We start from the raw sequence: 13137 nt of genomic DNA, 5'->3' as shown, positions 1-13137 counted from the left end.
AGATTGACGCGCACACCACTCGGCGAGCAAGTAAATGCGACCGCCGGTCGCCTGATTGGGTATCCGGGCCGGCCAGCCGGCCGGCCAAACACCGGCCTGACCGGCCTCACCGGCGTGACCGGCCGCCGGGCGGTCCGGGGTACCGAGGTCACCCGGCGCCGCCCGGCAGAGGAGTCAGCTGAGACGGTCAGCTGACCGTGATCGCGCGCTCCGGGCAGTTCTCCGCGGCCTCGCGCGCCTTGGCCTCGTGAACCGGGGGAACCTCCGGCACCGCCACTAAGCCGTGCCCCTGCTCGTCAAGCTCGAACACCTCGGGGCAGATATCCCAACAGCGGGCGTGCCCCTGGCAGAGGTCATGATCGATCGACACCTTCATGGCTGTATCTCCCATCTTCCTTATGTCGTCACCCAACCGGCCCACAGCGTGAGCCGGCACGCCGCATCGGTCAGTCGAACCAACTGAGCCTTCTCCATCTCACAGTGCACCGTCACGCGATACCACCGGTCGGCGCCGACCACGGAAAGGGCTCAACCGAGCCCTTTCCGTCTCACGGGGCACGGTCACCGGACGACGCCAGTCGGAGACGACGACGGAAAGGGCTCACTGGTCATCCGGCGCCGCGCCAGCTCGGACGATTCGATGAACGGCGCGTTGGTCTCCAGACACGCCGCCCAGGCCGCCCGGCTCCGGGCCGGGTCGCCCGCCACCAGCGCCGCGACCACCTCCTCGAACAGGCGGACGTTGTCCTGCGCGGTCGCCACCCAGACCTCGTCAACCCCGGTGGTGAGCGCCGCCCCGGTGCCGAGGCGCACCCACTGGAGGATCTCCGCGATCACGGTGAGCGCGGGATTACCGGTCGCGGTGAAGGCGAGGGCGCTGCCCCGGCCCCAGATGTCGGCGAACCGGGGCATGTCCCGGGCGCAGGCGCTCAGCTCGTCCCGCAGGGTGCACAGCGTGGCCAGCGACTCCTGGTCGATCCTCGACGCCGCGAGCTCCATCATCGCCGGCTCGATGACCGTCATCGCGCGGAAGAAGTCAGCGAGCGTCGTCTGCCGGGCCTCCAGCGCCGTTCCCGCCAGCTGGGCCGCGACCTTCGTCGAGGGGTGGCGGATCCGCGGGCCGGAACGGTCCCCCGTCCGCAGCTCGATCAGGCACTCGGTCTCCAGGATGCGCAACGCCTCCCGCAGCGTGGGACGGGAGATGCCGAACTCCTTGGCGAGGTCGGCCAGCGAGGACAGCCGGGCACCGTCGGCGAGACGGCCCTCGGCGATCCGCGCCCTGATCTCGGTCGCGACGGCCATCGCCATCCGCTGCGGTGGCCCGCCGCCCACCGCGCCGCCGCTGCCCACCGCGCCGCTTTGGGCCCGCCACAGCGGGACGACGTCGATCACCTGCCGGCTGCGGCTGCGGCTCACCTGGAGCCTGCTGGTGCTGACCAGATAGTCGCTCCAGGCCTGGCTGGCGCGGGCACCGTCGCGAGCACGCACGGCCCGCAGCAGCTCGCCCTGGCTGACGACGACGCGGCGGGCCGCCCGCTCGGCCGACGCCAGGTCGGGGGTACCGACCACGGCATAGACCTGGCCGGCGTAGATGTCGCGCAGCACGCCGGTGAACACCGCGATCGAACGGTTGCCAGCCAGGTCGGTGACTGCCTGGTCGAACGCCGCGACCGCGGTGGCGAAGGCGAGTGGATCGCCTTCGGCCGCCCGGGTGTTCTCGTGCAGCGCCGCGATGTGGTCGAGCCCTTCCTGACCGCAGCGCAGCGCCAGCTGCTCGGCGGCGTGCGGCTCGATGACCAGGCGGGCCTCTTCGAGATGGGCCAGCGTCGTGCGCCGCAGCTGCAGCAGCAACGCCACGTACCGGCTGACCGCGGCCAGGCCGGGCCGGCGGATGACCGCGCCACCACCCCGCCCGCGCCGGACCTCCAGCAGCGACTGCGACTCCAGGATCCGCAGTGCTTCGCGCAGCGTCTCCCGGGACACCTCGAAGGCCGCGGTGAGCTCGGCCTCGCGCGGTAGCTGCTGGTCCACGACGAGCTCGCCGCCGAGGATCTGGCGACGCAGGTCCGCCGCGAGGATCTGCGCGATCTTGAGGGGTGGTCGACGGGCCGACGCCCGGAACACGGCGGCTCGCCCGTCGTGGCCGCTGGCCACGTCCGCTTCGTTCCTCAAGAACGCTCGCCGCCCGTTTGTGACGCTGGAACCAAGACCGGCATCTGTTTCTCCTAAGCCTCCCGCATCCTCCCACGCCCCGTGACGCGCTGCGGAAGCTTGGAACCGCACCTGCCGGCAAGCGGTTCCCGGCCGACGCCGAGCCCTGGACCAGCGCCGCGCCCCGGACCCGCACTCAGCCGTGGCTCGGCCCTGCGCCTTCGATCGGCGCCGCACCACCGATCGGCCCTGCGCCTTCGATCGGCGCCCGTCGCACCATCGATCGGCCCTGCGCCTTCGATCGGTGCTCAGCCGTGGCCGTGTAGCGCGGCCACCACGGCCGCGTACATACGAGCCTTGATCGTGCCCAGCGTGTCCCCGGCCTTTCCGGCCTGCGCCTCGGCGATCTCGATGGCCGTCGACCGCACCGAGTCCTCGCCCACTGCCTGGTCGACGATGCCGGCCGTGGCCGCGGCCGTCCCGCCGTAGCGACGGGCGGTGACCATCGCCTCGTGTGCCGTCTGCGGCGTCAGCCGGGACTGGATGAGCGCGGACATGCCCTCGGTGAACGGAATGTGGATGTCGGCCTCGGGCAGGCACCAGAAGCCACGGTCGGCGCGCATCACCCGGAAGTCGTGCGCCAGCGAGAACATCGCGCCGGCGGCGAACACGTGCCCCTGCAGCGCGGCGACCGTGACCAGGGGCAGGGTCAGCATCCGCGCGAGGAGCCGGTGCACGGAGTCGACGTAGTCCTGGTGTTGCTCGGCGTGCGCGAACAGCCAGTCCAGATCAAGGCCGTTCGAGTAGAAGCGGCCCGTCGCGGTGGTCACGAGCGCCCGGGGCCCGTCGGCCTTCTCCAACTCGTCCAGGGCGGCGTTGACGGAGCCGATCCAGTCGGGATGGAACCGGTTCTCCCCATCGCCGAGATCGAGAACGGCGACGTCGCCGTGGCGCTCCAGAGTGGGCATGTGCGGTCCTCGGCCTTCCGTGCGGGGAGATCGTCAGAGCGGCAGAGCCGGCCGAGACACCCCCAGCTCGGTTCGGCTCCACAATGCCGTTGCATAAGAGTGCTGGATAGTGCCGCTCACAAGCAGCGTATGTACTCGTCGCCGCATACCAGGGCAAGCGCGTCAAGGCCCACCACCCCACCTCACCTCGCACGCCGCATCCAGGCAAAGCCTGAGCGAGCTTCGGGCTGCCGCCGCCGCTGCCGCTGCCGCCGCTGCCGCCGCTGCTGCCGCTGCTGCCGCTGCTGCCGCCGCCGCTGCCGCCGCCGCCGAGCAAGAAGTAAGGATTTTGGCTGCTTGAACAACCGGGATCCTCACTTCTTGCGGACTGCCAGGCGAACTCCGCGCCCCATTTGCCGCTATCGGCATGAATTGCCGGCGTTGCCCCGGCGGCGCTGGATCCCCGACGGGTCGCTCGACCTCCGTCCCGCCGCAGGTGCCGACGCCGGCGCCGGCGCCGGCGCGGGCGCGGGCGCTCCAGCCCCACAGGCCGAAGGACTGGATGCGGGGGCCGAAGGACTGCCGCTGTGATCACCCTTCGTCGGTTTCCCATCACGCTCCCACGTCGCAGGCTGGCTCCAGCACCTTCCGGCCCACCCGGACAGGTGCGCCGGGCACGCAGGATGGATGGAGGAGGACCACGGTGAGCACCGAACACCGCCGCGAGATCCTGGTCGGCATCGACGGCTCAGATGGTTCGGCGGCCGCGCTGCGCTGGGCCTACGAGACGGCCCAGATCGAGAAGCGGCCGGTCACCGCGCTGTTGGGGTGGACCGCCGACGGTCTGCCCCGGCCCGTCTACGAGGCCGCGGTCGCCGCGAACCACCACGCTCTCACCGAGGCGGCCACCGAGCAGCTCGAGCGGATAATCGCCCGGATACCCGCCCCGGTCCCCCCGGTCGAGCTGCGAAAGCTCGTCGTGAACCAGGACCCGGTGGAAGCCCTCGTCGCGGCGGCCAAGAACGCCGAGATGACCGTGGTCGGGCAGCGCGGCGCCGGGCTGGTCCACCGCATCCTGGCCGGCTCCGTCGCCCACCGGCTCCTGCATCATTCGTCCGGCCCCGTCGTCGTGGTCCGCGGCACAGCACCGGACACCGGTGACGCACCCGACCGTCGGCCGATCATCGTCGGCGTCGACGGCTCCGAGCCGTCGCAGGCGGCGGTGCGCTGGGCCGCCGCGCGGGCGCAGGAGCGGGGTGTCGCCCTGCACCTCGTGCACGGCTACCGCATCGACATCACGACGTTCGGCGTGCCCGTGCCCGATTTCTACCCATCGCTGCGCACCGGCTCCGAGCAGCTCCTCAAAGACGTGGCGACGGCCGATCTCGATGACGAGAGCACCGTCCAGGTCAGCCTGGACGCCGTTGACGACTCCGCGTCACACGCGCTCCTGCAGGCCGCCGAGCAGGCCCAGCTCCTGGTCGTCGGTACGCGGGGGCGCGGCGGGTTCGCCGAGCTGGTGCTCGGCTCCACCGCGCACCAGTGCGTGCTGCACGCGGCCTGCCCGGTGGCGGTCATCCACGCGTGAGACGGGCGGTGGCGCCCTGCTCGGGGCGCCCTGCTCGGGGCGCCCTGCCGGATGCACACCCTGCCGGTGACGCCCTAGCAGGAGTCCCGGGCGTCACCGGCAGCCCCGCCCCCGCCGCCCGGCGCGCCTGCGTCGGCGCCCGCGCCAGCGGCCGCATTCCCCAGCAGCACCGTCACCGTGCTGCCACGCCCGTTGGCGACGATCACATCGGAATGGCCGTCACCGCGAAGGTCGTCCACCTCCACCGTGGACGGGCCCGGGCCGGCGAGGTGGAGCAGTGGTGGTCCGAGGGTGCCGTCGCCGTTGCCGAGCAGGATCGACAGCGTCGAGTCCGAGGCGTTGCCGACCGCCACATCGGCGATGCCGTCGCCTGAGAAGTCACCCGTGTCCACCGCCGACGGCCCCGGGCCGGACAGGTACGGCCGCGCCGGCTGGAACGTGCCGTCACCGTTTCCCAGCAGCACCGACACCGTGCCGTCACCGGCATTGGCGACGATCAGGTCCAGGTTGCCGGCGTCGCCGCCGCCGCCTTCCTTGCCTTTGCCTGCGCCGCCCTTGCCCTCGTCGTCGCTCTCGCCACGCAGGACGGCCGCCGCCAGGTCCGTCGGGCCCGGGCCGGTGAGGTAGGGCCGCGGTGGCTGCAAGGTGCCGTCACCGTTTCCCAGCAGCACCGACACGGTGGCGTCGCCGAGGTTCACGACGGCGATGTCGGTGATCCCGTCCCCGTTGAAGTCACCGGAATCCAACGACGACGGCGCCGACCCGGCCAGCTGCGGCACCGGTGGGCCGAAGGTCCCGTCGCCCCGGCCCAGCAGCACCGACACGGTGCCGCTGTACTGGTCCGCGGCGGCCACGTCAGGAACGCTGTCGCCGTTGAAATCGTCCACCGACAGCGAGGACGGGCCGGGCCCGGCAGGGTAGGGCACCGGCAGGCCGAGGGTTCCGTCCCCGTTGCCCAGCAGCACCGATATCAGGCCGCTGGACGAGTCAGCGACGATCACATCGAGGACGCCGACGCCCCGCAGATCTTCGATCGCCACATCGGACGGACCCGACCCGGCCGGGTAGGGCACGGGCGGGCCGAAGGTTCCGTCCCCCCGGCCCAGCAGCACCGACACCGTGCCGTCGGCGATGTTGACGGCGGCGAGGCTCTGCCGACCGTCACCGGTGAGGTCCCCCGCGGCGACCGACACCGGCCCGTGCCCGCTGAGGTAGTACTCCGGCAGCGCGAACAGCCCGCTGCGCGGCGCGCCGCCGGAAGGGGCTGACGGGGCCGGCGGGGCGGCACTGACCGGCGCCGCAAGCGTTGCCGTCATGACCAGCCCGGCGGCGGAACGCCGGCCCGCGGACCACAGTCTCATCCGTCCCCGCATCCCTACCTGTGCCGGCGGGCCCCGAACAGCCCCAGGGATGCCACACTTCGCATCCACTGATGCGCAGATGGTGACCGATGGTGTCGCCGAACAACCGCAGCGACACCCCGGCGCCGCGCAGGCCCTTCGACGGCGGGGATCAGACGGCGGGGATCAGTCGACGACGTAGCGGCGCGGGACCCAGCTCTGGCTGTCGATCGGCGGACGCTTGTAGGCGCGCTGCTGGCGGGGCGGCAGCTTCACCTCCGGGTAGTGGACGGACTCGTACGGGACCATCGACAGCAGATGACTGATCAGGTTCAGGCGCGCGCTGCGCTTGTCGTCCGCGTCGACCACGTACCAGGGCGCCTGCCGGATGTCCGTATACGCGAACATCTCGTCCTTCGCCTCGGCGTAGTCGACCCAGTGGGCGCGGGCCTGCAGGTCGAGATCGGAGAGTTTCCACCGCTTCTCCGGATTCCGGATCCGGTCGGTGAAGCGGCGCTCCTGCTCCTCGTCGCTCAACGACAGCCAGTACTTGACCAGGGTGATTCCTGAACGGACGAGCGCGCGTTCGAGCTGCGGGCAGGTCCGCAGGAACTCGTCGTATTCCTCGTCCGTACAGAATCCCATGACCCGTTCCACCCCGGCCCGGTTGTACCAGCTTCGATCGAAGAAGACGATCTCCCCGGCCGACGGCAGGTGGGTGATGTAGCGCTGGAAGTACCACTGGGACCGTTCCCGCTCGGTCGGCGTGCCCAGGGCGACCACCCGGTAGTGCCGTGGGTTGAGCCGCTCGGTCAGCCGCTTGATGGTGCCGCCCTTGCCGGAGGTGTCCCGGCCCTCCATCACGACCACGAGGCGGCCGCCGGTGACGACGAGCCACTCCTGCATCCGCACCAGCTCGGTCTGCAGCCGGACGAGCTCCTTGTCGTACGCGCCCTTGGACAGCCGAGCAGGTGCGGTGTCGACGGCCTCCGGGGCCGCCTCCGGCCGGTCAGGCACAGCGCGCCTCCAGTTTCGGTGGACGTCCGATGCCAGTGAGCCCTTTCGGCTACTGACAAGATCACACAGGGCGACCAAGACTTCCACCTGACGGGCTCGCGGTCCAGCGCTCAGGCCTCGTCGTGGACGACAGCCACCGGGCAGGCAGCGTGCAGCAGGCACTGATGGCTGACCGAGCCGAGCAGCAGGTCGGCGAAGCCGCCGTGGCCGCGGCGCCCGACGACGAGCAGCTGCGCGAGCTCCGCCTCGTGCAGCAGGGCGACGCTGGGCGCGTCCGGGGCGACAACGGTGTCGACCGCCACCTCGGCGGCGCTGGCGAGCCCCTTGCCGACCGTCTCGTCCAGCATCGCCTGGGCCCGTCGCAGCAGGTCCACCTGCCCGCTGATCATCAGCTCCGGGTACAGCGGATCCGTGCGGCCGAGCGCGAACACGACCCGCAGGGGCGCCCGCCGCAGGGCCGCTGCCTGGGCGGCCCAGCGCAGCGCGCCCACGGAGTTCCCCGAGCCGTCGACGCCGACCACGACCGGTCTGCGCTGGCTGTCGGGCCGCTCGCCGTCAGGGCCCTGGCCGTTCGGACGCTGGCCGTTCGGACGCTGGCCGTTCGGACGCTGGCCGCCGGGGCGCTGCGCGGTTCTTCCCCTGACGACGACCACGGGGACCTGGACGTGGTTGACGACGGTCTGCGCCACCGAGCCCGCCAGGACCCGGGTGATGGGCCCGTGGCCGTGCGACCCGACGACGATCATCTCGGCGCCGGGTGCGTTCTCCTCCAGCGCGACCGCGGGTGCCGCCTCGACCAGCATCGGGTACACCTCGACGCCGTTGGCGTCGGCGCGTTCGATGGCCTGGTCCAGCGCCGCGACGGCCGAGGCCTCGAGTTCGGCGTGGTCGGCCCGGCCGGCCCGGCGGTGCAGCTCCCGCGGTAATCCGTCCGTGCCCCAGGCCAGCAGTGCGGTCACCGGCCGCCGGCGCAGTCGCGCCTCGCGGAAAGCCCAGCGCAGAGCTTCTTCGGAGCCGGTGGATCCGTCCACACCGACAAGAATTGTTCTGTCCATTTCCGGCCACCTTTTTGTTGCTGAGGAAAAATTGACAGTTCAAATTTCGCATCATGGCCGGAACGGTGCATCTGTCGTCCGATCTGCCGTGCGCGGTTCGTCGGACACGCCGGTGGCGGGACCCAAGGCCCTGGCGCGCTCGCGCCTGGTCGGGTAGCAAGGACGCACCATGCGGCCGTCGCCCTGGTGGCGGCGGCGCGGGATCCACGGTGGATCGGCCTGCGGCGGGTGGGTGCGGACCGACGGGTCAATATCGGGGGTCGGATCCGCCCGGGATGTCACAGCAAATTGTGAGATCGACTGCTGCGGCGGTGTGCCAGTAGACGCGGCGCGCCCGCGGGGCGTCGGGTCACCCGCGAGATCAGCAGCCAGCGCCGCAGCGCCAGCAATTCACGCCAATATGGACAAACTGGGCCGAGGAGTCACTTAACAATCCGCAAGAAGTGAGAATTTCGGTTGTTGCAGCAGCCAAAATCCTCAATTCTTGCTCAGAAGCAGTGGTGGCAGCGGAAACCGGAGGGATGGCGGATCATGATCCATCCCGGCACCGGCACCGGCCACCAGCACCGGCTAAAGCGGGGCCGTCCAGCGCAGATGGGTTCCACCGGTGGGCGGTGTCGTCGCGGCGAAGGTGCCACCCAGGTTCTCGGCCCGGGCCCGCAGGTTGTCCAGACCGCTGCGGCGGACGGTGTCACCGATGCCGACCCCGTCATCGACGGCGTCGAGGGTGACGCTCCCCCCGTCCACGGCGAGCCGCAGCTCCACCCTGGTCGCGCGGGCGTGGCGCGCCACGTTGGTGAGGGCCTCCCGCGCCACGGCGAGCAACTGGTCGGTGAGCTGGTCGTCGACGACGGTGTCCAGCGGGCCGGCGAGGGCCACGTTCGGCGCGAAACCGAGCGCCGGCCGGACATCCTCGGCGATCTTGTCAAGAGCGGCCTGGAGGCGGCCGCGCCTGACGGCGCTCTTGCCTCGCAGCTCGAAAATGGTGCGACGGATGTCCTTGATGGTGGCGTCGATGTCCTCGACGTACCCGTTGATCCGCTTCGCGTTCGACGGATTCTCGTACTGGGCGAGATCCTGCATTCCGAGCGCGACGGCGAACATGCGCTGGATGACGTGGTCGTGCAGGTCCCGGGCGATTCGGCCGCGGTCGGCGAGAACGCGAAGATGCTCCTGATCCATCTTGGCGCGGGCCAGTTCGAGTGCGACGGCGACGTGCCCGGCGAAACTGGACGCCATGTCCAGGTCACTGTCCGTGAATCCGTGGTCTCCACGGTCGCGGCCGATGAGCAGCGCCCCGCCGCACTGGTCGGTGCCGGCGACGAGCGGGACGACCATGAGCGGCCCGGTGCTCGCGGCGCGCTCCTCGGGAAGCGCGTCGAGCTCCGCGTCATCGACCCGCAGCGCCTGCCGCTCGGCGATGACACGGCCGGTCAGGGTCCGTCCCAGCGGGACGAGGTGACCGACCTTCGCGCCCTCGGCCGCGCCAGCGCCCGCGGAATCCGAGGCCACGGAATCCGAGACTCCGGAGCCTGAGATCACCGAGCCCGAGACCACGGCGACGACACGAGCGTAGCCGGCCGCGTCCTCCTCGCGATCGCTCTCACCCTCTTTACGGTTTTCACCCTGATCGCCGCGCTCACCGTGGTCATCCCGGTCGTCCTGGTCGTGGTCATCGGCATCGGCGTCGGCGTCGGCGTCGGCATCGGCGTCCAGCACGAGCGCGACGAAGGTGGCGTCGGCGACGACCCGCACCCGGGCGGCGAGCGCCGTGAGCGCGTCGTCGGCGCCGGCCATCAGCAGGCGCGTGATCTCTGCGGAGGCGGCCATCCAGCGATGCCGCTGCTGCGACTCGTGGTAGAGCCGGGCGTTCGCGATCGCCACACCGGCGTTCGCGGCAAGCGCGAGCGCGAGCTCCTCGTCCTCCGCGGTGAACGGAACACCGTCATGCTTGTCGGTCAGGTACAGATTGCCGAAGACCTCACCCCGCACCATGATCGGCACGCCGAGGAAGGACCTCATCGGTGGATGGCCCGGCGGAAAGCCCTGCGAGCTCGGGTCCCGGGAGATGTCGGCGACGCGCCGCGGGCGCGGGTCGTCGATGAGCAGGCCCAGCAGGCCGTGCCCGGAAGGCAGGTTCCCGATGGTGCGCACATCGGACTCGTCCAGGCCGACGTGGACGAACTCCTCCAGGGTGCGATCCGGCGCGACGACGCCGAGGGCACCATAGCGGGCGCCAAGCAGGACGGTGGCGGCCTCGACGATGCTGCGCAGCAGCACAGGCAGCCGCAGGTCGGTGACGATGGCCCGGTTTGCCTGGAGCAGGCCACGCAGCCGGCTCTGGGTGGCCAGCACGTCCTGGGCGCGTTCGACGAGCTGGCTGAGCAGGTCGTCAAGCTCCAGCCTGGCCACCGTGGGGAACATCAGCCCATCACCCGGCGACGTTGCCGGCTGCGCGGCCACGGGCTGCGCGCCGGAGGGACCCGGGGCCGCGGAGTGCGCGCCCGGGGGCTGGGGGGCCGAGGACTGGGATCTCGCCGCCACGCGAGGAAAATACGCGAGACCACGCCCGGATGATGCCGATTCCCCGGCCACCGGCTCATCCCGCGGCACGCCGCGCCGCTCGCAGCAGGGCGCCGGGCCCGGCGCCCTGGGGCAGGGTCGTCGCCTCCGGCCAGGGATCCGGATGTTCCGAGCTGGCCGCGGCCATCCTGCGCACCGGCCCGGACGTCCACTCCCACCGCAGGGCACCCCCCGCGGCGCTGCCGGACCCGCCGCGCGCCGTTCTGAGCTGGACGAGGTCGGCGGCGGTCACCCGTGCGAGCTCGGCAGCGCGGTCACGGTCGGCGCGGCGCTCCCAGGCCGCGTCGATGACCACGCTCTCACCGCGTTCGAGTGCGACGCGGGCCCGCCGGAACAGCTCGTCGTAGCCGGCCTCCACATCGGCCGCGTCACCGTCGGCGGCATCACGGCCCGCGGCGGCATCACGGCCCGCGGCGGCATCACGGCCCGCGGCGGCATCACGGCCCGCGGCGGCGCCGGTGGGATCAGTGCCGGTGGGATCGCCGTCGGGCCCGTGGACCAGACCGATGCCCTCCGCACGCAGCAGCGTCCATTCCTCGGCGTCGGCGAGGCCGGCGGCCAGCGCACCGCGGCCCGACCCGGGCGCGCCGCCGACCAGGACGAGCCGCACCCGTCCCTGACGCAGATGCGACAGGGCCAGCGCGGCCAGTGCCCGCGCCTCGGCGGCGGCGGGCTCCACGCCCTGCGCGTACCTGGTGCAGGCGACCTTGCAGCGGACGAGCGCCCGGTAGGCGATGTAGAGGTCGGCCAGCGAGCGGGGATGGCTCTCGGCCGCGTACTGGCGATAGTGGGCCAGGAGGAACGCGGCGAGATCGGGGCGGCCGAGGCTCTCCAGATCCATCGCCAGGAACCCGATGTCACCGAGGACGTCACCGACGCGCAGCCGCTGGTCGAACTCCAGGCAGTCCAGGATGCGGGGGCCGTCCTCAAGGCAGTAGATGTCACCGGCGAGCAGGTCACCGTGCCCGTCGCGGACCAGCCCGAGGCGCTGCCGTTCCCGCAGCAGGGGCTCCCGGCCGGCCAGGAAACGAGCGGCCAGCCGACCGATGGCGTCGATGGTGGCGCCGTCGAGGACGGTGCCCAGGTAGGGCTCGACGCCCCGCAGGCTCTCCTCCCACAGCCCGCCCAGCGTGGCGGACGAACCGGCGTCCGCGATCTCGGCGGAGGTCTCGCAACGGGTGTGGAACGCCGCGAGCAGGCGGGCTGTCGCCCGCAGATCATCAGCGACGTCGACACCGGCGGCGACGAGCGTGGACAGCCGCCGGTCGGCGGGCAGGCGGCGCATGACGACCATGTGGTCGCAGAGGGCGCCGTCCGGGCCCTGGACGTCCGCGACACCGAGATAGACGTCCGGAGCGAGGCGGCGGTTGAGGTCCACCTCGGCCTGGCAGGCCGCCAGGCGTGCCTGGCGCGTGCGGAAGTCGAGGAACCCGAGATCGGCTGGCTTCTTGACCTTGTAGACCCGGTCCCCGAGAAAGATCAGGACGGATGTGTGCGTCTCGACCAGCGCGGCCGGTGTGGCCACTGCTCCGGGCATGCCCGGTGCGGTCGGTGTGCCCGGGGCGGTCGGGGCGTCGCGGTCGGGGCGCGAGCTCTCCGCGCTCACCGGAAGGCCGGCCGTGAGGGTCGCTGTCGCCACATCCATACGTCCACCCTGACGGCAGCACCCTCGCCGCGCAGGTTGCCGGAGTCGGGCGGGCTGCGTTCAAAGGTCCCGCGACCGGCGGGACCAACGGGCCCACGGGCCGTTTCCCGGACCTGCCGCCCGCCGCACCGCCGCCCGCGGCCGGACGTTCCGGCGCCCCCGTCCGGGTGACGTTGCACCGACCACCGCCCGCCAAAGGTCCCTTTGCCGTCCCTTTGCCCGACTCCGCCGCAGGACGTACGCTTCGCGGCGCGGGCGGGTGCGGGAACCGCCGGCATCACCCGTTCAGGTGATCCAGGTCGATTGGCGAGGCGGTCCGGAGACCGTATCGTCGCGGTCATGGAGAAGATCCGGGTGTTCGTTCTCGATGACCACGAGATCGTGCGGAATGGTCTGCGTCAGACGCTCGCCCGGCATGACGATATCGAGGTCGTCGGTGAGGCCGGGCTGGCGGCGGAGGCGCTGCGGCGTATTCCGGCGTTGCATCCGCATGTGGCGGTGCTGGACGGGCGGTTGCCTGACGGCAGTGGCATCGACGTGTGCCGGGAGATCCGGTCGGCGTTGCCGGGGGTGGCGTGTCTGATTCTGACGTCGTATGACGATGACGAGGCGCTGTTCTCCGCGATCATGGCTGGTGCGGCGGGGTATGTGCTGAAGGAGATCCGGGGCAACGACCTGGTGGGTGCGATCCGGACGGTGGCGTCGGGTCAGTCGTTGCTGGCTCCGTCGGTGACGCGTCGGGTGTTGGAGCGGCTGCGGGACGGGCCGGCACGAGGATCCGGCGATGGCGACGCTGAACCAGCGGGAGCGG

The 13137-nt window shown here is 71.6% G+C and carries 9 protein-coding genes and 1 pseudogene; 2 read left to right on the top strand and 8 right to left on the bottom strand.

The genetic code is table 11. From position 1 onward, the window contains the following. Positions 1 to 187: 187 nt before the first annotated feature. The 3 genes from FREUN1FDRAFT_RS15520 to FREUN1FDRAFT_RS15510 all read right to left on the bottom strand — a co-directional run bounded on the left by FREUN1FDRAFT_RS15520 (position 188) and on the right by FREUN1FDRAFT_RS15510 (position 3119). Positions 188 to 376, bottom strand: coding sequence for a ferredoxin (locus FREUN1FDRAFT_RS15520; RefSeq protein ID WP_006541048.1), 189 nt, complete (start codon positions 374 to 376; stop codon positions 188 to 190). A 185-nt stretch (positions 377 to 561) separates the two neighbouring features. Next, complete coding sequence (locus FREUN1FDRAFT_RS15515) at positions 562 to 2172, bottom strand: FadR/GntR family transcriptional regulator (RefSeq protein WP_006541046.1); 1611 nt, start codon at positions 2170 to 2172, stop codon at positions 562 to 564. Positions 2173 to 2459: 287 nt separating this feature from the next. Further along, positions 2460 to 3119 carry an enoyl-CoA hydratase-related protein gene (locus tag FREUN1FDRAFT_RS15510; protein WP_006541045.1) on the bottom strand — a complete coding sequence of 220 codons (660 nt, stop codon included), beginning with the start codon at positions 3117 to 3119 and terminating at the stop codon, positions 2460 to 2462. 682 nt (positions 3120 to 3801) lie between these two features. On the opposite strand from FREUN1FDRAFT_RS15510, the gene FREUN1FDRAFT_RS15505 reads away from it, so the two are divergent. Continuing rightward, positions 3802 to 4686: a universal stress protein gene (locus FREUN1FDRAFT_RS15505; RefSeq protein WP_006541044.1), complete on the top strand. Its 885-nt coding sequence runs from the start codon at positions 3802 to 3804 to the stop codon at positions 4684 to 4686. A 74-nt stretch (positions 4687 to 4760) separates the two neighbouring features. Here FREUN1FDRAFT_RS15505 and FREUN1FDRAFT_RS15500 read toward each other — a convergent pair whose 3' ends face one another. From FREUN1FDRAFT_RS15500 to FREUN1FDRAFT_RS15480, 5 genes are all read right to left on the bottom strand, one after another. Further along, complete coding sequence (locus FREUN1FDRAFT_RS15500) at positions 4761 to 6047, bottom strand: VCBS repeat-containing protein (RefSeq protein ID WP_050795882.1); 1287 nt, start codon at positions 6045 to 6047, stop codon at positions 4761 to 4763. Between the two features lie 165 nt (positions 6048 to 6212). Then, positions 6213 to 7043 (bottom strand): polyphosphate kinase 2, encoded by an 831-nt coding sequence (gene ppk2, locus FREUN1FDRAFT_RS15495; protein ID WP_006541042.1) that lies wholly within the window; start codon positions 7041 to 7043, stop codon positions 6213 to 6215. A gap of 110 nt (positions 7044 to 7153) precedes the next feature. Then, positions 7154 to 8098 carry a universal stress protein gene (locus FREUN1FDRAFT_RS15490; RefSeq protein ID WP_006541041.1) on the bottom strand — a complete coding sequence of 315 codons (945 nt, stop codon included), beginning with the start codon at positions 8096 to 8098 and terminating at the stop codon, positions 7154 to 7156. Between the two features lie 570 nt (positions 8099 to 8668). Next, positions 8669 to 10522, bottom strand: coding sequence for a GAF domain-containing sensor histidine kinase (locus FREUN1FDRAFT_RS15485; RefSeq protein ID WP_006541040.1), 1854 nt, complete (start codon positions 10520 to 10522; stop codon positions 8669 to 8671). A 175-nt stretch (positions 10523 to 10697) separates the two neighbouring features. Then, positions 10698 to 12326 carry a hypothetical protein gene (locus tag FREUN1FDRAFT_RS15480; protein ID WP_006541039.1) on the bottom strand — a complete coding sequence of 543 codons (1629 nt, stop codon included), beginning with the start codon at positions 12324 to 12326 and terminating at the stop codon, positions 10698 to 10700. 339 nt (positions 12327 to 12665) lie between these two features. Between FREUN1FDRAFT_RS15480 and FREUN1FDRAFT_RS15475 the strand changes: the two are divergent. Further along, positions 12666 to 13137 (top strand): annotated as a pseudogene (locus tag FREUN1FDRAFT_RS15475) (response regulator transcription factor); the annotation flags it as partial.

The organism is Parafrankia sp. EUN1f (genome assembly GCF_000177675.1).
Lineage (GTDB): Bacteria > Actinomycetota > Actinomycetes > Frankiales > Frankiaceae > Parafrankia.
This window is presented reverse-complemented; position numbering and strand designations above follow the sequence as displayed.